Source organism: Desulforadius tongensis (assembly GCF_016907915.1).
Classification (GTDB): domain Bacteria; phylum Bacillota; class Desulfotomaculia; order Desulfotomaculales; family Desulfohalotomaculaceae; genus Desulforadius; species Desulforadius tongensis.
This window is the reverse complement of the sequence record NZ_JAFBCW010000026.1, coordinates 12,753-32,136: the sequence shown is the minus strand read 5'-3', so window position 1 is coordinate 32,136 and position 19,384 is coordinate 12,753. Positions and strand designations below refer to the sequence as shown.

At 45.9% G+C, this 19,384-nt stretch carries 19 protein-coding genes and 9 tRNA genes; 20 read left to right on the top strand and 8 right to left on the bottom strand.

What is annotated here, in order from left to right:
* Positions 1 to 7: 7 nt before the first annotated feature.
* Positions 8 to 1,102, bottom strand: coding sequence for a fructose-1,6-bisphosphate aldolase/phosphatase (gene fbp, locus JOC37_RS10270; protein ID WP_204618617.1), 1,095 nt, complete (start codon positions 1,100 to 1,102; stop codon positions 8 to 10).
* A gap of 170 nt (positions 1,103 to 1,272) precedes the next feature.
* Here fbp and JOC37_RS10265 point away from each other — a divergent pair, with 170 nt between their 5' ends.
* Positions 1,273 to 2,121, top strand: a complete 849-nt coding sequence (locus tag JOC37_RS10265) for a DegV family protein (RefSeq protein WP_204618615.1) — start codon at positions 1,273 to 1,275, stop codon at positions 2,119 to 2,121.
* A gap of 89 nt (positions 2,122 to 2,210) precedes the next feature.
* Here JOC37_RS10265 and JOC37_RS10260 read toward each other — a convergent pair whose 3' ends face one another.
* The 3 genes from JOC37_RS10260 to JOC37_RS10250 form a co-directional block, all read right to left on the bottom strand.
* A complete protein-coding gene (locus JOC37_RS10260) occupies positions 2,211 to 2,456 on the bottom strand; it encodes a hypothetical protein (RefSeq protein WP_204618613.1) in 246 nt (81 codons plus the stop codon).
* A gap of 155 nt (positions 2,457 to 2,611) precedes the next feature.
* Positions 2,612 to 3,268, bottom strand: coding sequence for a hypothetical protein (locus JOC37_RS10255; protein ID WP_204618611.1), 657 nt, complete (start codon positions 3,266 to 3,268; stop codon positions 2,612 to 2,614).
* A 93-nt stretch (positions 3,269 to 3,361) separates the two neighbouring features.
* Positions 3,362 to 4,942 carry an ABC transporter substrate-binding protein gene (locus JOC37_RS10250; RefSeq protein WP_204618609.1) on the bottom strand — a complete coding sequence of 527 codons (1,581 nt, stop codon included), beginning with the start codon at positions 4,940 to 4,942 and terminating at the stop codon, positions 3,362 to 3,364.
* 150 nt (positions 4,943 to 5,092) lie between these two features.
* Here JOC37_RS10250 and JOC37_RS10245 point away from each other — a divergent pair, with 150 nt between their 5' ends.
* Positions 5,093 to 5,950, top strand: a complete 858-nt coding sequence (locus JOC37_RS10245; RefSeq protein ID WP_204618607.1) for a TIM barrel protein — start codon at positions 5,093 to 5,095, stop codon at positions 5,948 to 5,950.
* A 59-nt stretch (positions 5,951 to 6,009) separates the two neighbouring features.
* Here JOC37_RS10245 and JOC37_RS10240 read toward each other — a convergent pair whose 3' ends face one another.
* Positions 6,010 to 6,501 (bottom strand): general stress protein, encoded by a 492-nt coding sequence (locus tag JOC37_RS10240; protein WP_204618605.1) that lies wholly within the window; start codon positions 6,499 to 6,501, stop codon positions 6,010 to 6,012.
* 162 nt (positions 6,502 to 6,663) lie between these two features.
* Between JOC37_RS10240 and JOC37_RS10235 the strand changes: the two genes are divergently transcribed.
* The 8 genes from JOC37_RS10235 to JOC37_RS10200 all read left to right on the top strand — a co-directional run bounded on the left by JOC37_RS10235 (position 6,664) and on the right by JOC37_RS10200 (position 9,667).
* A complete protein-coding gene (locus tag JOC37_RS10235; RefSeq protein WP_204618603.1) occupies positions 6,664 to 7,122 on the top strand; it encodes a pyruvoyl-dependent arginine decarboxylase in 459 nt (152 codons plus the stop codon).
* Positions 7,123 to 7,135: 13 nt separating this feature from the next.
* Positions 7,136 to 7,987, top strand: a complete 852-nt coding sequence (speE, locus tag JOC37_RS10230) for a polyamine aminopropyltransferase (protein WP_274380955.1) — start codon at positions 7,136 to 7,138, stop codon at positions 7,985 to 7,987.
* Between the two features lie 90 nt (positions 7,988 to 8,077).
* Positions 8,078 to 8,944, top strand: coding sequence for an agmatinase (gene speB, locus JOC37_RS10225; RefSeq protein ID WP_204618601.1), 867 nt, complete (start codon positions 8,078 to 8,080; stop codon positions 8,942 to 8,944).
* Positions 8,945 to 9,017: 73 nt separating this feature from the next.
* Positions 9,018 to 9,093, top strand: a tRNA-Asp gene (locus JOC37_RS10220).
* A gap of 4 nt (positions 9,094 to 9,097) precedes the next feature.
* Positions 9,098 to 9,173 (top strand) — tRNA-Phe (locus JOC37_RS10215).
* Positions 9,174 to 9,183: 10 nt separating this feature from the next.
* Positions 9,184 to 9,258, top strand: a tRNA-Gly gene (locus JOC37_RS10210).
* A gap of 235 nt (positions 9,259 to 9,493) precedes the next feature.
* Positions 9,494 to 9,582: transfer RNA gene (locus JOC37_RS10205), tRNA-Leu, on the top strand.
* 9 nt (positions 9,583 to 9,591) lie between these two features.
* Positions 9,592 to 9,667 (top strand) — tRNA-Cys (locus tag JOC37_RS10200).
* A gap of 66 nt (positions 9,668 to 9,733) precedes the next feature.
* Here JOC37_RS10200 and JOC37_RS10195 read toward each other — a convergent pair.
* Complete coding sequence (locus JOC37_RS10195) at positions 9,734 to 11,314, bottom strand: methyl-accepting chemotaxis protein (RefSeq protein ID WP_204618599.1); 1,581 nt, start codon at positions 11,312 to 11,314, stop codon at positions 9,734 to 9,736.
* A gap of 196 nt (positions 11,315 to 11,510) precedes the next feature.
* On the opposite strand from JOC37_RS10195, the gene JOC37_RS10190 reads away from it, so the two are divergent.
* Entirely contained in the window at positions 11,511 to 11,963 is a 453-nt protein-coding gene (locus tag JOC37_RS10190; RefSeq protein WP_204618597.1) for a hypothetical protein, read from the top strand.
* A 99-nt stretch (positions 11,964 to 12,062) separates the two neighbouring features.
* On the opposite strand, the gene JOC37_RS10185 is transcribed toward JOC37_RS10190, so the two are convergent.
* Positions 12,063 to 12,677: a YigZ family protein gene (locus JOC37_RS10185; RefSeq protein WP_204618595.1), complete on the bottom strand. Its 615-nt coding sequence runs from the start codon at positions 12,675 to 12,677 to the stop codon at positions 12,063 to 12,065.
* Between the two features lie 133 nt (positions 12,678 to 12,810).
* Here JOC37_RS10185 and JOC37_RS10180 point away from each other — a divergent pair, with 133 nt between their 5' ends.
* Positions 12,811 to 14,052: an HD domain-containing phosphohydrolase gene (locus JOC37_RS10180; RefSeq protein WP_204618593.1), complete on the top strand. Its 1,242-nt coding sequence runs from the start codon at positions 12,811 to 12,813 to the stop codon at positions 14,050 to 14,052.
* Positions 14,053 to 14,337: 285 nt separating this feature from the next.
* Here JOC37_RS10180 and JOC37_RS10175 read toward each other — a convergent pair whose 3' ends face one another.
* The gene (locus tag JOC37_RS10175; protein ID WP_204618591.1) at positions 14,338 to 14,742 is read right to left on the bottom strand and encodes a RidA family protein; all 405 of its coding nucleotides are present in this window, start codon (positions 14,740 to 14,742) and stop codon (positions 14,338 to 14,340) included.
* A gap of 160 nt (positions 14,743 to 14,902) precedes the next feature.
* On the opposite strand from JOC37_RS10175, the gene JOC37_RS10170 reads away from it, so the two are divergent.
* The 8 genes from JOC37_RS10170 to JOC37_RS10140 all read left to right on the top strand — a co-directional run bounded on the left by JOC37_RS10170 (position 14,903) and on the right by JOC37_RS10140 (position 19,348).
* Entirely contained in the window at positions 14,903 to 16,282 is a 1,380-nt protein-coding gene (locus tag JOC37_RS10170) for a tryptophanase (RefSeq protein WP_420797295.1), read from the top strand.
* 45 nt (positions 16,283 to 16,327) lie between these two features.
* Entirely contained in the window at positions 16,328 to 17,647 is a 1,320-nt protein-coding gene (locus JOC37_RS10165; RefSeq protein WP_204618587.1) for a sodium-dependent transporter, read from the top strand.
* Positions 17,648 to 17,676: 29 nt separating this feature from the next.
* The gene (locus tag JOC37_RS13500) at positions 17,677 to 17,811 is read left to right on the top strand and encodes a hypothetical protein (RefSeq protein ID WP_274380954.1); all 135 of its coding nucleotides are present in this window, start codon (positions 17,677 to 17,679) and stop codon (positions 17,809 to 17,811) included.
* A 91-nt stretch (positions 17,812 to 17,902) separates the two neighbouring features.
* Positions 17,903 to 18,778: an Hsp33 family molecular chaperone HslO gene (gene hslO / locus JOC37_RS10160; RefSeq protein WP_204618585.1), complete on the top strand. Its 876-nt coding sequence runs from the start codon at positions 17,903 to 17,905 to the stop codon at positions 18,776 to 18,778.
* A 207-nt stretch (positions 18,779 to 18,985) separates the two neighbouring features.
* A tRNA-Asp gene (locus JOC37_RS10155) sits at positions 18,986 to 19,061 on the top strand.
* 4 nt (positions 19,062 to 19,065) lie between these two features.
* Positions 19,066 to 19,140 (top strand) — tRNA-Gly (locus JOC37_RS10150).
* A gap of 53 nt (positions 19,141 to 19,193) precedes the next feature.
* A tRNA-Asp gene (locus tag JOC37_RS10145) sits at positions 19,194 to 19,269 on the top strand.
* A 4-nt stretch (positions 19,270 to 19,273) separates the two neighbouring features.
* Positions 19,274 to 19,348, top strand: a tRNA-Gly gene (locus JOC37_RS10140).
* The last annotated feature ends 36 nt before the right edge of the window (positions 19,349 to 19,384 follow it).

Sequence of the window (19,384 nt, the reverse complement as noted above, 5' to 3'; positions counted from 1 at the left end):
TTAACATTTACCTTAAATCTTTAAACCTTTCTTTTAACTTTTCCAGTACCTGGGGCATGGTGGTGTATTCCATTTCATCCAGGTGCAGGCGGTGGGGTTCAAAGGGCCCCAGGCGGCGGATATAATTGGCCAGTTCGTTGGCCTTTTGACGAGCTAAATCGAAAGCGGTATCGGCAAAGAAATCCTGCGGGCCGTGCAGTTTGCCGTCTGCCAATTGAAAACCTAAGGCCACCACCCGGGGCGGACCGTCAAACCTGGTGGGTGCACAATCTTTAAGCCCCACCGGCATTAATGGCCCGCTGTGGGATCCCCGCATCCAACCGGATACCATGTGGGGGCTGGCGAAGGGTTCTAAAACTTCTCCCACTGCCGGCAGTCCGCTTTGGCAGCGTACTATCAGCACCGGGTCGTCCTTGCCCACGTAACGCCCGGCCATCAAATTAAGACGCTGGGTGGAAGAAGAGGCGGCAATTTCCCCGGTTTTTTTATGAAAGACCCGTTTAATGCAGTAATGTCCCGGTGCTCCGATGAGCACCAGCATGTCATAAATATCCTCCGGGGCGGAAAAAGTAACCTCGCGGTTTTTTATTAAATCTCTAACTTCAAATTCAAACCCGTCATGCATGTTGGGGTCAATAACCAGTCCGATGGTATTGAAGGGGTCGGCAAACATCTTGTATAAAGGTAAATTCCAAGCGCCCGGTTCAGTTTTATCAGCCATAAAAATGATAATGGGTTCACTCTTTCGTTCTTCAAACTGCATTTCTGCCACACCCGGTCCCATTCCCTTGATATTGCCGGAAAACGCGTCGGATAATAAATCCTGGCCGGCACCGTAGAGCTTCAGCTTACGGGCCACATCGGTGCAGGCAACAAAGGTATCCCATGCCAGTTGATGGATTTTCCCGGCATTGCACCCCAGTTGGTGAGTCATGATTAAATTTATGTCATCACCAACATGTGTAACATAATAATCAATTAATTCCGGTCGCCCGTCAAGCATGGCCTTAGCCTTGGCCAGCAGTTCCGGGTGTACGCTTGAGTGTCCCACGTATCCACCTACATCTGCTTTAATTACAGAAACGGTAATTTCCTTACCCATGCAGAACCTCCCTTGCCAGATTATACTATTATATATAATTACGTGCGGAATACTAAAAAATGACTGTCAGCAGCAGGGATAATTAAATGAATTTTTAAAATATTAAAATGACAAAGGAAAAAGAACTTTTATGTCGAAGTAATCCCTGTTTAATAAGGAGTGAATATATAATGTCTAAAATAGCTATTGTTACTGACAGTACCTGTGACATTGCAAAAGAACAAATAGAAAAATATGGAATTAAGCTGCTGCCCCTTAAAATTGTCTACCAAGACAGGCAGTATATTGACCGGGTAGAAATACAGCCCGAAGAGGTATATGAGAATTTTGAGCGGGAAATTCCCAAAACATCCATGCCTTCACCCGGTGAGGCCATTAGTTTGTTTGAAAAGCTAGCTCAAGAAGGTTTTACCGATGTGATATGCATACACATTTCCAGCGGCCTTAGTGGTACATACCAAATGGTTAAGTCTGTTGCCCGGCAGATGAAGGATATTATTAATATAGAAGTGATAGACTCCAAGGCTTTGTCCATGGGCATGGGTTTTTTAGTGCTGGAAGCCAAGAAACTGGTACAGTCAGGAATGGACTTCGATGAAGTGGTAGAAAGAGTGCGTAAATTGCAAAAGAAGATCAAAGTGTTTTTTGTGGTCAAAACCCTGGAATATTTAAGAAAAGGCGGCAGAATCGGTTACGTTGCCGGAACAATTGGTGAGATGTTAAATGTAAAGCCGATTATATCCATTAATGAAGAAGGTAAGTATTATACTTATGACAAAGTTAGAGGCAGAAAACGATCCCTCAATAAGATAGTAGAAATTGTTAAAGAGTATGCTAAAGGCAAAAAGCTGAAATTTGCTGTTATGCACGGCGGTGCTTTAGAAGAGGCAAAAAGTGTATTAGACAAACTGCAGCTGCCTAACCTGGATTTAGCAGCCTTTGGACAGATCGGCCCGTCAATGATAGTACACACCGGTCCCGGTTTGATTGGTGTTGTTTTTTATGAAGACGACGAATAAAACAAGCGGTTATATGCACGATGAGCATCAATTTCCCGATTGCCGTTTCGAACCTTGAAAAAACCGGAGTATACCCCGGTTTTTTTTCGTTATGATACCTTTGGCACCTTTTCAGGTACCTGTTTTTGACGCTTGTTAATTGTATCTTCGGCATAATCAGTGGCAATTAAATACAGGCTGACCCATAAATCGTGTTCATTACTTTTGCCTTTCAGTTCGTTGGCCACGTCCTTAAATTTTTTTTCCACCCGGTCCTTAAACATAGAAAATTCCGATAAAAAATCAATGATGTCCTTTTGATTATATGCTGCTCCCTCACGTAAAGCCTTGGCCACAGTGTTCACCCCCTTGTAAACTATCTGTTCAAAGTTATTAACCATATTATAAATTTTCAGTAAAATTTTGTTAAGGGGTGTGAATTGTCAGATACATACCAGTTTTGAAGATATGTGCTGAAATAACAGCAAACGGGGCCGGGGCCCCGTTTGTGCTACTGTCGATACTGCTGTCCGAATTGTAAACCATAGCCGGTGGTGCCAAATTGATTGGTACCAATTTGGCCGTACTGCTGTTGGCTCCACTGGCCGTAAGGCTGCTGCTGCACTGCCAGTTGATTGTACTGGCTGAAAGGCTTTTGCTGCTGTTGCTGCTGATTGAATTGCTGCTGTTGGTTCCACTGGCCGTAGGGCTGCTGCTGCACTGCCAGTTGATTATACTGGCTGAAAGGCTTTTGCTGCTGTTGCTGCTGGCTGAATTGCTGCTGTTGTCCCCACTGACTGTAAGGCTGCTGCTGGTTAAATTGCTGTTGGTTCCACTGGCTGTAAGGCTGCTGTTGCTGCTGCGTTCCCGGTTGGTTGTACTGGCCGAAGGGCTGCTGCTGGCCAACTTGCTGCTGCTGTCCTAACTGCTGGGTTATTTGTTGGGTTTGACTGGCCAGCTGGCTTAGGCTTTGGTTGGCCTGCTGGCATATTTGATTGATTTGCTGCAGCTTTTGGCTGGCGGTTCCTTCCATTTGCCCCATCTGCTGAAGCTGCTGGGCGTTGTTCTGCTCCGTTTGAGACAATTGGCTGGCCATTTGAGAAATACTGTTTAAATTTTGGCGCAGGCTGTTCAACTGCTGCTGTACCTGCTGCATTTGTTGTTGCATGCTGCTACCTCCCTAAATTTAAAATGATTGGTATAGCTAACAATATTATGTGTTAATGGAAAGAGTATATAAGCGCCATTTATTGGTAAATTATCAGGATTTATATATCCCGTACAGGTAGTATCCACCGGTGGGCTGGAGCTTGAAGTTTTTAACATTTTTTGTGATCAGTGCGCTGTCATAACCGTAATTAAATAAAATCCAGGGTGCGTCTTGTAAAATGATTTGCTGGGCATGGTAATATATGCGCTGCCTCAATTTGGGATCTGTAACCTGACGGGCGCTGGCCAGCATTCTGTCCACCTGGGGGTTGGAATACCCGGCCGGGTTCAAACCCCGTTTAATTTGTGGTGTGGTTAATAAAGTATACAAAAAATTGTCCGGATCCCCGTTATCTCCTACCCAACCGTATAAAAAACAATCTCCCTCCCGGCGTTTTAAAGCCCTTTTGTACTCCGGCCAGGGATAAACTTTAATCTTAACATTAATACCGGCCAACGCCAGTTGCTTTTTTATGGCCTGGGCCAGTTTTTCGCCCCCTGCCGGGTTATAAGGTCTTGGACCTTGATAAGTAATTAAAGTTAAATTCATGCCGCCGGCATAGCCGTTTTGCTCCAACAGTTTTTTACATTCATCAATATTGTAGGGATACTGGGTCAGTTTTTTACTGTGCCCCGGTATGCCTGCAGGAATATAACTTTCCGCCGGGAGAATGGAACCGTTGTATAATTCCTGCACCAGCTTTTCACGGTTAACGGCCATGGTCACGGCCCGGCGCAGGCGGCTGGAATTAAATGGTGCTTTATCTGTATAAAACCCTAAATAATTGATGGAAGCACTGGTTTGCTGTACCGGTACTGTATTTTTTAACTGCTTGGCAGAAAGCTTTGGTAAATAAATGTTGTCCACAATATCAACCCTGCCGGTGGCCAGTTTTTTTAACCTTTCCCGGTTATCCGCTTCCGCTTGAAACAGTACTTTTTTAATGAACGGCGCCTGTTTCCAGTGGTTTTCATTGGCCGTCAGCACCAACCGTTCATCCTGCCACTTCTGCAGCTGAAAAGGACCGGTGCCCACCGGGCTGCGGCCGAAATCCAGCCCCAATTTCTTAACAGCGGTGGGGCTGACCATGGGTGCAGCCCAGGGCATGGCTAAATTCTGCAAAAAAGGCGCGTAAGGATACTTTAATACAAACTTAACTGTGTAATCGTTTAAAACTTCAACCTTGTCCACCATACCAAAAACCATTTCCGAATAGGGCATAATTTCCTTTCCGGCCATAACCCGCTCCACAGAAAACTTTACAGCTTGGGCATTAAAAGGCGTATTGTCGTGAAATTTAACCCCGCGGCGCAGGTGGAATATCCATACCCTGCCATCCTGCTCCACCTGCCACCCGGTGGCCAGGGCTGGTTCCACTTCCACAGAACCGGGCTTGTATTTAACCAGCCCTTCAAAGATGTTATTAATTATCTTTGCCGATTGCGGGTCTGCTGCCATGGCGGGGTCCAGGGTAATCCACTGCCGGTCTGTTAAAATAATCAGGCTGTCTTGGGCTGTATTTTTAGCCGGCGGCGCGGTGGTATTAACAACACCGTTTTTTTCCAGGGCAGCAATAAAAAAGAGAAAAGCCAGCAGCAAAACTAACCGGCGCAGCCATTTTATTTTTAACATAAGCCAACCTCCCGGATGTTTTAGGTTTTACAATATATATTATTCCAATTTCTACCTATTACCTGCCGGCGGTGATAATATTACAAAAACATTGTTATTTTTACCATTATTACGTTATGATATAAGAATAACAGTTTGGAGGTTTTTAACATGGCTATAAAATTTGGTGCAGCCGGAAATTCAGATTCCTTTTATGAACAGGGGAATAAAAGTTCTTTAAAAATGCCGGCCTGGCTGGCGGAAATGGGATTGACCGCTTACGAGTACCAGTGTTCCCGGGGAGTACGAATAAAAGAAGACTTTGCCCGCCGGCTGGGGGAAGAAGCCCGGGCTAATAATATAACTTTAAGCATTCATGCGCCGTATTATATAAACCTGAGCACAGAAGACCCTCAAATAAAAGAAAAAACCAAAGGACACATATTAAAATCCCTGCGGGCGGCTCTCTGGATGGGTGCCACCACTGTGGTGCTGCACCCCGGCGGCACGGGAAAAGACCGGGAAGCAAGTTACCGGCGGGCTAAATCCACCTTGGCGGAAGTGTTAAAAGAAGCGGCAGAGGAAGGGCTGGGGCATATAAAAGTGGCCCCGGAGACAATGGGTAAAGTTAACCAAATGGGCTCACTGGATGAAATTTTAGATCTCTGTACAGTGGCAGATAATGTGGTACCCTGTGTGGATTTTGGCCATTTACATGCTGTAACCCAGGGCAGCCTAACTGATAAAGAAAGTTTTGCCGGAGTGCTGGATAAAATAAGTGCTGTTTTAGGAGAACAAGCTCTGAAAAACCTGCATATTCATTTTAGCCCCATAGAGTTTACCAAGGGAGGGGAAAAGAAACATCGTACCACATTGGAAACGGATTTTGGCCCCCATTTTACTCCGCTGGCGGAATTAATAATTGAAAGAAACATGGAACCGGTAATAATCTGCGAATCCAGCGGCCGCCAGGCGGAAGATGCCCTTGTGTATAAAAGAATTTACGATGAGATAAAGAGAAAACGGTGAGCGTTTACCAATGGTGCTGAAAACATAAGCCGGGATTTTTCCCGGCTTTAAATAAAACCTTACCCGTGCACCTCTACCTTTTCACCTTCATACCTGCGCAGCGTTTCTGCTGCCTGGTTTACCCGGCTTTGGTCAGTTTGAACCGCCACCAAAGTGTGTCCCTGTTTAACCTTTTCTTCGTATTCCCTACTTTCAGCTGCCGGGATGCCGAAGTCAATCAGTCCCCCTGCCAGGCCGCCGGTTGCGGCACCGGACAGCATACCGGCCAACGGGCCTGCTGCCAGCAGTGGTCCAAGGCCTGGGATGGCCAGTGCCCCGGCACCCACTGCCAAACCGGCCAGTGCTCCCAGGGCGCCGCCGGTGGTAGCACCGTCACCAACGCTGTCACCGCCGGTGAATTGACCGTTATCTAAAGCCCCTTCATCCTGCCTATGTTCCTCTTCCTTTGCCACTACAGAAATTTCCTGGTCAAAACCCTGCTGGCGCAGTTCATTTACTGCTCTTTCAGCCTGCTCCCTGTTGGGGAAAGTACCTACTACAGTTTTACTCATAAACAACCTCCTCTATGGGTAATTTAAAATAAATTTCATAAATTATATTGCCACGCTAAAGCTTTAACTATTCCGTACAAAAAACAGTTTATTTTTTTACATCATCTGATATAATATGATGGTGGTTTCATAGAAAATTGGTATAAGAGAGGGGTTTTTCCAATGCTGCCTACACCAAAAAAATATTTTGTAACCGCTGCTAGCGCAGAAGGGCGCAGTAAATTAACTGCCTTTGACAATGCACTTCTCAAAGCGAAAATTGGCAATGTTAACCTGTTGCGTGTCAGCAGTATTTTGCCCCCCAGTGCAGAATACGATCCAGATTTGGTGCTGCCACCCGGTTCCCTGGTACCCACTGCTTACGGTTATATTATCAGCGATGTACCCGGTGAAACCATTGCTGCTGCGGTGGGTGTGGGGCTTTCTAAAGATACCTTTGGTGTGATTATGGAATTCTCAGGTAAGTGCACCAGAGAAGAAGCCAGCAGGGCCATTGAGAACATGCTGAAAGAAGCCTTTGAAACCAGGGGTATGGAGCTGGTGGATATGAAAATTACGGCGGTGGAGCACAAGGTAGAAAAGATAGGCTGCTGCCTGGCGGCAGTACCGCTTTGGTATTAAAGGAGGTATTTAATTGTTCGATCAAAAAAAACATGTTTTTGATTTGTGGGCCACTGAAGATCAAACACCAACCATGCGCTTAAGCTTGCAGGCTGCCCGTACCCTGCATACCGAGCAAACACCCTATCAACACCTGGCAGTGGTTGATACACTGCCCTTTGGGCGGGTGCTGTTTTTAGACGGAATTATTCAAACCACGATTAAAGATGAGTTTGTTTACCATGAAATGATTACTCACCCGGCTTTAAACACCCATGGTAATCCCAAACAAGCCCTGGTTATCGGTGGTGGCGATGGTGGTACCATTAGAGAAATAATTAAATATCCTACCATAGAAAAGGCAACCCTGGTAGAGATTGATGCCAGAGTGGTGGAAAATGCCCGGGAATACCTGCCGGAAATCAGCTGTGCCTTGGACGATCCAAAGGTGGAAGTTCGTTATGAAGATGGCATAAAACACGTGCAGGAACGTAAAAACACTTACGACATAATATGTGTAGATTCCACCGACCCCATTGGCCCGGCGGTGGGGTTATTTGCCAAGGAATTTTACCAAAACATTTATGAAGCGCTAACTGAAGACGGAATTTTTGTAGCTCAAACCGAATCTCCCTGGTTTAACCAGGAATTAATTCGGAGAGTACACAAAGATATATCCAGTATCTTTCCCATTACCCGGGTAATGCTGGCCTTTATTCCTTCTTATCCCGGCGGCATGTGGACATTTACCATGGGTTCCAAAAAGCACGATCCGCTGGAGTTTGTGGCGGACAAGTTTCCCGGTTATGAAACCCGTTATTACACTCCGGAAATTCATAAAGCGGCATTCCAACTGCCGCCCTTTGTACAAGAGCTGCTGAAATAAAAATCAAGTTTGGGCCCTTGGGGGGCCCAAACTAGCAATAATTATTAATTGAGCAGTTTAAAAAGTTACAGCTAAAAGGAGAGATTTTATATGCTGCCGCTGGTGGAAAAATGTACAGATTTTATGGGTAGCACATCCAATTATCAAGAGGCCTCGCTGGTACTGCTGGGTGCCCCCATGGACTTTACCACCAGTTTTCGTCCCGGTACCCGCCAGGGCCCGCAGCAAATCCGGGCGGTATCTTACGGCTTGGAAGAATACAGCGTTTACCTGGATAAAGATTTAGCAGATTATAAATATTTTGATGCCGGTGACGTTGCCATACCCTTTGGGCATGTTGCCGAAAGCTTAAGACGAATTGGGGAGACGATTGGTCAGGTAATGGATGACGGTAAACTGCCCCTTTTAATGGGGGGCGAACACCTGGTAAGTCTGCCCGCTGTTGAGCAGGCAGCCAAAAGGTATGATCGTTTGGCGCTGCTGCATTTTGATGCCCATGCCGACCTGCGGGAAGACTACCTGGGTGAGACATATTCCCATGCCACCGTAATACGCCGGGCCATTGATTTTGTCGGTGGGGAGAATGTGTATCAATTTGGTATCCGCTCCGGCACCAGGGAAGAGTTTGCCTTTGCTCGGCAGCATACCCACATGTACATAGATCAACTGCTGGAACCTTTGAGCAGGGTGCTGCCAGAACTGCAAAATCGTCCTGTTTATGTAACACTGGATATTGATGTTGTGGATCCGGCTTATGCACCGGGTACCGGCACACCGGAACCGGGCGGCTGTACTGCTGGGGAAATAATAAGGGCTGTGCATATGCTAAAGGGTTTAAATCTGGTGGGCTTTGACTTGGTAGAAGTAAGCCCGGTGTACGACCAATCGGAACGTACCGCGCTGCTGGCAGCTAAACTGGTGCGGGAAATAATACTGCAGTTTGGCAGCAAAAAATAAAATATTACTAATTGACAAGTAATCTTACTTTTTGTATACTAATGTATGTCAGCGATGATGCTGGCAGTGAAGCGGAGCTGTGGTGTAGTGGTTAACATGCCGGCCTGTCAAGCCGGAGATCGCGGGTTCAAGTCCCGTCAGCTCCGCCATCTTGCCACGGTAGCTCAGTCGGTAGAGCAGAGGACTGAAAATCCTCGTGTCGGCGGTTCGATTCCGTCCCGTGGCACCATTAAAAATATGCGGAAGTAGCTCAGTGGTAGAGCATCGCCTTGCCAAGGCGAGGGCCGCGGGTTCGAATCCCGTCTTCCGCTCCATTAAAAACTACCTAATACAAGGTAGTTTTTTTATCCCCCCTTAACAGATACAAAAAAAATACCCGGCAGGGGCCGGGGGATGGCTATTAATGCTGACAGCAACTATTCTAGCACTATCGACAAAAATCGTCAATAATTTTGATTTTACAAAACCTTTTATTAGCTAAAAATTCTACTTGACTAAAGAGAAAATTTTTGTTAAACTAAATACTGCTTGGTGGCTGATAAATTTCCTGCCGGAGTGGCGGAATTGGCAGACGCACAGGACTTAAAATCCTGGGGTGAGCAATCACCGTATCGGTTCAAGTCCGATCTCCGGCACCATCTAAATCTGGCGACGTAGCCAAGTGGCTAAGGCGGAGGACTGCAAATCCTTTATTCCCCGGTTCGAATCCGGGCGTCGCCTCCATTAAAAAACCTTCAGCATGCTGAAGGTTTTTTTGCATTTAATAACATTTTAAAGCGGTACCGTTAATCATTTATTTATGGCATATTCAGAAACAAAGGTGTTCAGCTCTTCGGCAATTTTGGTTAGGCTTTGAGCGGCAGAAGCTACCTGCTGCATAGCCTCGCTGCTCTGCTCGGTGGATTGGGCCAGGTCTTGAATACCAGCATTGTTTTGTTCAGACACCTGAGCCATCTTGTGGGCCATATCGGTGCTGATATGGGCCTGCTCTAAAATTTCTTCCACTGCCCTGCCGGACACTTCAATGGCTTCGACTCCTTCTTCCACTTCAATGGTTCCCCGGGCCATGGCATCTGCGGCCAGTGTGGTTTCCAGCTGAATTTGTTTAATTATTTCTTCAATGCTGCCGGCAGCAGAAGATGACTGCTCCGCCAGTTTTCTAACCTCATCGGCCACCACTGCAAACCCCCGGCCGTGTTCTCCCGCCCTGGCAGCTTCAATGGCGGCATTTAAAGCCAACATGTTGGTTTGTTCTGCAATATTGTTGATGGTATCAATTATTTGGCCGATCTCTGCTGATTTATTGTTCAAACTTCTTACAGTTTCAGCCCCTTTATTAACGGTGGATTTAATACTATTAATTTTGGTCACTATATTCTTTCTGTTATCCATAATCCTTTCGGCAGCTGCTTTAACTTTTTCTGCTGCCTGCAGTGCCATACCTGCGCTGGCGGACTCCTGTTCTGCTGAAGCAGCTAATTGGGCAGATGTTGAAGATATAGACTGTATGGAAGCGGAAACCTCTTCGCTGACGGCGGACAGCTGCTGCCCCTGGGAGGACAGGCTGTGGGCATAATCCGACATTTTGGTCATTATTTCTTTTAATTTGCCGGTCATGCTGTTAAAGGCGTGACCCAGCCGGCCCAGCTCATCCCCTGTGTTTTCATCTATCTGTACATCCAAGCTGCCGGCTTCAATTCGTTCTACACAGTTAATTAGCGAAGCTATTGGTGTAGTGATGATTTTTTTGGTAAAGAAAATCAGTGCCAGGATGCCCAAAACCACAAGAACGGCGGAACCGAAAATAATATATTTTAAAGCGTAATTGATCATGGCATTTTCAAATTCTTTGGAAGCTCCCACATACCAAATACCGATAATATTGCCGCTGCTGTCCCTTATCGGTGTATAAGCCGTTTGGTAAATTTTGCCTACAACATTGGCTTCGCCGTAATAATCTTTACCCTTTTTTAAAACCGTTTCCGCCACTAAGTCTGAAACGGTGGTGCCCACGGCACGGCTGCCGTCATCTTTTATAACATTGGTGGTAATGCGGGTGCTGCCCAGAAAAATAGTTACCGTGTCACCGGTTAACTGGCCGATTTTGTCTACAACAGCATAGTTTTTGTTCATCAGAATGTCGCCTTTATAAAGCTTGTCTCCTTCAACATGCCAAGGACCTGGATACCATTCATCAATTAATTCTTTCCCCATGGCCAGGTCGCTCTTTGCTTTTTCCATGGCCGCGATGCTTGTTTCCTTTTTGATGACGCTGTACATTAAGATACCCATGGTCCCGGAGAAAGCGAGCATTACGCCGAGAAACAAAACTCCGAATTTAAACTTTAATCCACCATAGCTTTTTACCATGGCTTCATCACCTCCCGGTTGTAATTTAAACATTATATATATATTACAATATATAGAAATAGTGTGTAAATAAATTTATATCAAAACATTCAGACAAATATCCCGTCCCGGTCATTATTACACATAACAGCAAAAAGGATTATTTAGTATTAAGTTGAATATATAGTTTAGTACTCAGTGAGGTGGGTGAAGCAGCATGTTTGAACCAACACGTTTTGACGTACTGAAAGAAATGGTACAAAACAATAAAATAAAGATTAAATTAGACCGGCGCAAGAGTATTGAACACTACAATGAAAAAATTTATAAAGGAGAAATAAAATTATCCAAGTTCCTGCTCAGATTGCGCACATTGTCCACCATGGCCGGTTATTCTTTAATTATCGGCCTGTACTGCATATTTTTTGTGAGCCCGTGGCTGTACGGCCTGTTAATTACAATTTCAGCAGTGTATGTGCGCTATATGGTGTGGAAGTATCTGAAAAACACAGCCATCAATTACACCCGGGAGGAGATACTTAAATCCGAGGAAAATTTAAAAGACCTCTACCAAAAATCTGCTTTTGTACTGCAGAACACAGAGACGGGTAAGATTGCCCGGCACCCGGAAAAGTGGACGGTGGTACTGCCCCAAAAAACGGCAAATTGATAAAGCAAGGGCTTGATTACCCAAGCCCTTACAGGGTGGTTGGCCTTGGCGGAGAGGCGGGCAATCTTTTTCATGTTCTGGCAGGGATGCGGTGCACAGTTATATGTAAGATAACGGCCCTTCCTCAATATTAATTTGTGCAGCGGTGGCCTCGATTAGCTTTTGAGTTAAACTCTTTGCGGCATCGGGCAGCAGGTAAAACTGCATTTTGACCTGCTGGAGGTACTGGATATGGAGTTGTTTTGCCCCGGCATTTTCCACCTCGCGTTTTACCAAGCCTATCCAGTGATAGTCCATGGTGATGTTCAACTGCCGGTGCAGTAGTTTTTCTACTATTCCCGCTGTTTCAATACCCTTTACCGCCGCTTCTGAATACGCCCGCACTAAACCACCGGCGCCAAGCATTATTCCCCCGAAATACCTGGTAACCACCAGTGCCGTTTTAGACAATCCTTTGCGGTTGATTACTTCTAATACCGGCCTGCCGGCCGTACCGCTGGGCTCGCCGTCATCGCTGAAACGCTGAACCTGCTCGTTGATGACATAAGCAAACACATTGTGGGTGGCGGTACTGTGTTCAGTGCGAATTTGTTCTATAAATGCATTGGCTTCATCCTCATTATCAACCGGGGAAGCAGATGTGATAAAACGAGACTTTTTAATGATAATTTCTGTTTGAACCGGCTGTTGTAAAGTTAAATAGCTGTTTTTCATATTCTTTTCCCTCCCAGTAAATATTAAAATACTTAAGTTTATTAAAGCAAGGGTAAACTTCCAGCCCCGGCAGTATTCCGCAACAAGATAAATAACATAAATTGTTATTAACCCCAATAGAGGTGGGAATTTGGTGAAAGATTTGAATATCGATTATTATAAACTGTTATTTGCCCTGTCCACAGCCTTGGATTTTACCGGAAAGGGATTAATGAAACACCATATCAGAGTTGCTTTAATAGCCCAGCAAATAGCCCGGAAAATAGGGCTTAATGAAAATGAAACCAGTGAAGTGGTTTGCGCTTCGCTATTGCATGATATTGGAACCATTAACTTTACTGAAAAGGCCAGGTTGGTGGATTTTGAAGTTCAAAACACTTATGACCACTGTATGCGCGGTGAGCGGCTTGTAAATTCTTCACCGCTGCTCAAGCCTCTATCTGTGGTTATACTTTGCCATCATGACCGGTGGGATGGTAAAAATAAAACCGGGCTGGCCGGGGAAAGCATACCTTTGGCCAGCAGGATAATTCACCTGGCCGACCGGGTAGACGTGTTAATTGACAGCGGCCGGTACATACTGCAGCAGAGGGATGAAATTATAAAAAAAATTACTTCTCTGGCCGGGGTTTTTTTTGATCCCCAGCTTGTACTGGCACTGGTGGACCTGGCCCGGAGGGAGAGTTTCTGGCTGGATTTAACCGGCGGTAATTATGAAAGAATACTGCTCAGCCGGATTAAGCCGGGCAGAAAAAATGTCAGCATGGAGGAACTTTTAAGTGTCGGTGAGGTTTTTGCCCGGGTAATTGACGGCAAGAGCCGCTTTACTCATGTGCATTCCCGGTTGGTATCCCTGGTGGCCGGGGAGATGGCCGAATTGGCCGGTTTTTCCCGCGATCACTGCCGGGCCATGCGGGTGGCTGGGCTGCTGCACGATTTGGGAAAACTGGCGGTGCCGGAATCAATATTGGAAAAACCCGGCCGGTTGACGCCAGAAGAGTACAATATTATAAAATGCCATACCTATTACACCTATCGTATTTTAGAAATGGTGGAAGGGTTTGAGGAAATAAACCTGTGGGCTTCCTATCATCACGAATGTTTAAATGGCAGGGGTTATCCCTTTGGCATAGATGGTAAAAAATTAAGTGCAGAATCCAGAATAATGGCTGTCAGCGACATTTTTTCCGCCCTGGTGGAGGACAGGCCCTACCGGTTGGGTTTGTCCCGGCATAAAGTAGAACAAATATTACTGGAAAAAGTTAAAGCGGGGGATTTAGATGCTAAATGGGTGAACCTGCTTTTGGAAAACTATAATCAATTGCATGAACTTAAAGAAGCCTGCAGTATGGATATCAATAAAACAAGGTGCTAAAAGGCCCTATGGTACAAATATATACCATAGGGCCTTTTTAAGTTACCCTGAAAAATGCTGCGGTTCTAAGCTGGTGGCTTTTGTAACGTTCGCTTAAATTCCTTCGCCGGCCAAACTTAGCGCTCGGTCTGCCGGCTGCGCACACGTTCCCGGCATATTCGCCTTCCCTGGCTCAAATGCCGGTGCCGCACTTCCTGTGCGGCCCCTGCCTCCACCGGCATCCCTCCCTTAGTTTGGCAGCGGCTCATCCATAAACGCTCACTTGTACAAAAGGCCACCTGCTTTTCATCCTCTGCTGGGGTGTTCCGGTGGAATAAAGGCCACAGCTTCAATTTCTACCAAAACATCCTTCGGCAGCCGGGCCACTTCCACACAGGCCCGGGCCGGTGGGGATTCCCTAAAATACTGGCTGTAAACCTCATTAAGTTCACTAAACTGATCCATGTTTTTAATAAATACCGTTGTTTTAACTACGTTTTTTAGCGAACATCCGGCTTGTTTTAAAATTGCTTCTACATTTTTTAAAGATTGGTGGGTCTGTGCCTGGATGGTGTTGGCGATATTACCGCTGGCGGGATCAACCGGCAGCTGTCCGGATACAAATACCATTGAGCCAAATTTAACGGCTTGGGAGTAAGGTCCGATGGCGGCCGGGGCCTGGTCAGTTTGAATTATTTTGTGCTCGTGCATAATTGTTTTACCTCCCATAATCTTAATAATTTAATGTTAATATTTACACTTGTTTTGAAGATTATTAAACGCTTTTGTTCAATAAAATGCATTGGAAGTGAGCGCTGGGGAATTATAATAATAAATTCTTCTTTTAACAGGAGGGAGCAGCGTGAGTGAAATTAGACCTATACCGGAACCTTTTAGAATTAAAATGGTAGAACCAATCAAGAGAATATCCCGCCGGGAGAGGGAAGCCGCTTTGGAGCGAGCGGGATATAACTTATTTTTATTAAGAGGAGAAGAAGTGTACATTGACCTCTTAACAGACAGCGGTACCGGTGCCATGAGTGATTACCAGTGGGCCGGCCTGATGCAGGGAGACGAGGCTTATTCCGGCAGCAGAAACTTTTACAATCTTAAAAATGCTGTTAAAGATATTTTTGGCTACAATTTTACCATTCCCACTCACCAGGGTAGGGGTGCGGAGCAGGTTTTGTTTCCCATTTTAATTAAAAAACCGGGACAGTATGTAATAAGCAATATGCACTTTGATACAACCAAAGCCCATGTGGAATTGGCCGGCGGCCGGGCTGTAAACATGGTAATTGAAGATGCCTTTGACACTGAGAAATACCATCCATTTAAGGGTGATTTTGATTTAGAAAAATTAGAAGCTTTTATTAATGAACAAGGTGCAGAAAAAATTGCCTTTATCGTAATTACCATTACCTGTAATAGTGCCGGTGGACAGCCTGTATCCATGAATAATATTAGAAAAGTAAGTGAAATTGCCAAAAAATACAATATAAGGATATTTATAGATGCGGCTAGATTTGCTGAAAATGCTTTCTTTATAAAAGAGAGAGAAGAGGGTTATGCCGATAAATCCATTAAGGAAATAATCAAGGAAATGTTCAGCTATGTTGAAGGTTTTACCATGAGTGCTAAAAAGGATGCCATTGTTAACATTGGTGGACTTTTAGGTATAAAAGAAGATGAGGAACTATATAACCAAGCCTGCTCCCGGGTGGTGCCGATGGAAGGTTTTGTAACCTATGGGGGACTGGCGGGAAGAGATATGGAAGCGCTGGCCAGGGGACTTTATGAAGGGATTGATTACCAATACCTTGAGTACAGAATTGGACATGTTAAATATTTGGGAGAAAGGCTGAGGGAAGGGGGAATTCCTATTCAATACCCCACCGGCGGCCATGCTGTATTTGTAGATGCTAAAAAAATTCTCCCTCATATACCGTACTATCAATTTCCGGCCCAGGCGTTGGCAAACGAGCTGTACCTGGATGCTGGGGTACGGGGCGTAGAGATTGGTTCATTTTTGCTGGGCAGAGACCCTGATACCGGTGAAAACCTGGAATCACCGCTGGAATTACTGAGACTGACTATTCCCCGCCGGGTATACACCTACACCCATTTGGATATAGTTGCAGACGGATTAATAAACATTAAAGAAAAGGCCGGCACTTTAAAAGGCCTGGAGTTTACCTATGAGCCTAAAATTTTAAGACACTTCACTGCCAGGTTAAGGCCTGTTCAGTAAGGAACCAGCAAAGGTAACTGCTTAACCGGGAAAAGAGGGGATAATATGACTGAAGAGCGTGAAACTTGGTCTGGTAAAACGGGATTTATATTGGCCTGTATTGGCGCTGCCATGGGTTTGGGCAGTATCTGGATGTTTCCCTGGCGGATAGGGCAATTTGGTGGGGCCGCCTTTTTGGTTCCTTACCTGGTTTTTACTTTTGTGCTGGGCGTAACGGGATTGATGGGGGAATTTGCCTTTGGTAGAAGCCAGCAAAAGGGGGCCATTGGTTCTTACGAAAAGGTGTTTGAAGAAAGGGGCATGAAAGGCAGCACCGGTGCGGCGCTGGGAATTATTCCGGTGCTGGGGGTCAGCGGGGTATTTGTGTTCTACCTTATTGTAGTGGGGTGGATACTCAAATACCTGGTGCTGTCCATTACCGGGGCCTTTAACACCATGGATATACCAGCCTTTTTTGGCACTTTTGCCGGAAAACCGGAAAGCATTTTGTGGCATTTTATAGCGCTGGTGGTAACCCTGGTTATTATCAGAATGGGAGTTAAAGATGGTATTGAAACGGCAAATAAATATATGATGCCGGCCCTGTTTATAATTTTAGCTATCTTGATGGTTAGATCTTTAACTCTTCCCGGTTCCCAGGAAGGAGTAAGTTTCTTATTTGTACCGGATTGGTCCTACTTGGGTAAGCCCATTACCTGGGTTATGGCACTGGGACAGGCCTTTTTCACCGTTTCCCTGGGGGGTGCTGCCATGCTGGTTTATGGCAGCTACTTAAAAGAAAGTGAAGACATACCTTCATCGGCGCTGAACACAGCATTTTACACCACCATAGCATCATTACTTGCGGCGCTGGTAACTATTCCGGCAGCCTTTGCCTTTAACCTTGATGTTCAGGCCGGTCCCCCGCTGCTTTTTATTACAGTGCCCTTTATATTTAAAATGATGCCCGGAGGGTATATCTTTGGTATTCTGTTCTTTGTTGCAGTTGTATTTGCTGCCCTTTCCTCAGCCCTTAATTTAATGGAAGTACCGGTAGAGGCAATAATAGATCGTACCGGGTGGGGCAGAACTAAAAGTGCTTTTATTGTAACAATTGTAGGATTCCTTATTGGTATACCCCTGGATATTAACCTGAATCTCTTTGGCAGCTTTGCAGATGTGGTTACCATTTACATCGTTCCCTTTGGGGCGGTATTGTCTGCGATAGTTTTCTTCTGGATTTATGGGGCAAAGAGAGCCAGAGAACAGGTGAACAAAGGTGCGGCCAGGCCCCTGGGGGAGTGGTGGGAAGTGTTGGCAAAATACATCTTCACCGGAGTGGCTGTTTTTATACTGGTAATGGGTATCGTTATGGGAGGTATTTAAAAATATAAAATCATTGAGGAGGAATTAAAATGGCTAAAAGAACGCAAGATAATAAAGCTTTGGGGCAGGGAAAGACGGTTGAGCTGATGGGAGAAAAGTACAATCGAAAAACCGAAAACCTTAGACATACATCCCCGGCAATGTCCTGCGGTTCAATCCCCTGAACAACACAGGCCAAGGCAGAACACAAAGCTGCCTTGGCTTTTTTATTTTTTTACACCAGTGGTATAATGTAGCGGAAAGGATGTGAGAATTATGCAGGATTATTTGATAAAAGCTGTGGGCAGTGACGAGCAATTTAGAGTCTATGCCTGTGTTTCCACTAATTTAGTTGAAGAGGCCCGCCGGCGTCATAACACCTGGCCCATTGCCACCTCTGCCCTGGGACGTACAATGACCGCCGCGCTGCTGCTGGGGGCCAACATGAAAGGGGAAGACCTAATAACCATCAGGGTACTGGGGGATGGGCCGCTGGGGGCCATAGTGGTTACAGCTGATGCCCGTGGCAATGTGCGGGGTTATGTACAGAATCCCCAGGTACACCTGCCCAGTGTAAAGGGGAAACTGGCAGTGGGGGCTGCCGTTGGTAAGGGAACGCTGTCTATCAGCAGAGATTTGGGCCTTAAAGAGCCCTTCACCGGAACGGTGCAGCTGGTATCGGGAGAAATAGGAGAAGACTTGGCCGCCTATTTATTAAAGTCTGAACAGACCCCGTCGGCTGTGTCACTGGGTGTGCTGGTGGAAACAGATAACAGTGTACGGGCGGCGGGAGGATTAATACTGCAGCTTATGCCCGGGGCAGGGGAAGATGTGCTGCAGAAATTAGAACAGGGCTTAGCATCAATGCCCCCCGTGAGCAGTCTTGTTGACCGGGGTGCCACACCGGAGGATATGGTTGACATGCTGACTAAAGAACTTTCGGTTAAGGTGCTGGATAAATCCCCGGTGCAATTTTCCTGCAGCTGCAGCCGGGAAAGGTTGGAAAGGGTTTTAATCAGCATGGGCAGGGAAGAACTTACCAGCATGATAGAAGAACAGGGAGAGGCAGAACTGCAGTGCCATTTTTGTGCTCAAAAGTACCATTTCAGTAAAAGTGACTTGCAAAAGATATTGGCCGAGGCTGAAAAGTAAGCAAAAACAGGAACGGTTTTGTGATAGGGGTAAGGCCACAGCGAACTGCTGTGGCCTTACCCGGTGAATGCAGATTAATATTTCCCGGGTTTTATCCGGAGAACTAAGAAAAAAATTATTAATGTGTTAAAAAAACTGTTGACTTTTAGTTCTAAATAGTGTAAATTAATAGTTGCCGCTGGAACAGCACAACTGATTAAACAATGTGGAGCTGTGGTGTAGTGGTTAACATGCCGGCCTGTCAAGCCGGAGATCGCGGGTTCAAGTCCCGTCAGCTCCGCCATCATGCGGAAGTAGCTCAGTGGTAGAGCATCGCCTTGCCAAGGCGAGGGCCGCGGGTTCGAATCCCGTCTTCCGCTCCAGTTGATTTTTTGGTTAAGATAATGTAAAATGAAAAGGTAATTGACTTGAAGGTGGAGCTGTGGTGTAGTGGTTAACATGCCGGCCTGTCAAGCCGGAGATCGCGGGTTCAAGTCCCGTCAGCTCCGCCACCGTGCGGAAGTAGCTCAGTGGTAGAGCATCGCCTTGCCAAGGCGAGGGCCGCGGGTTCGAATCCCGTCTTCCGCTCCAGTAAGACCAGGGTAGGAAAGCCTGGTCTTTTTTGTT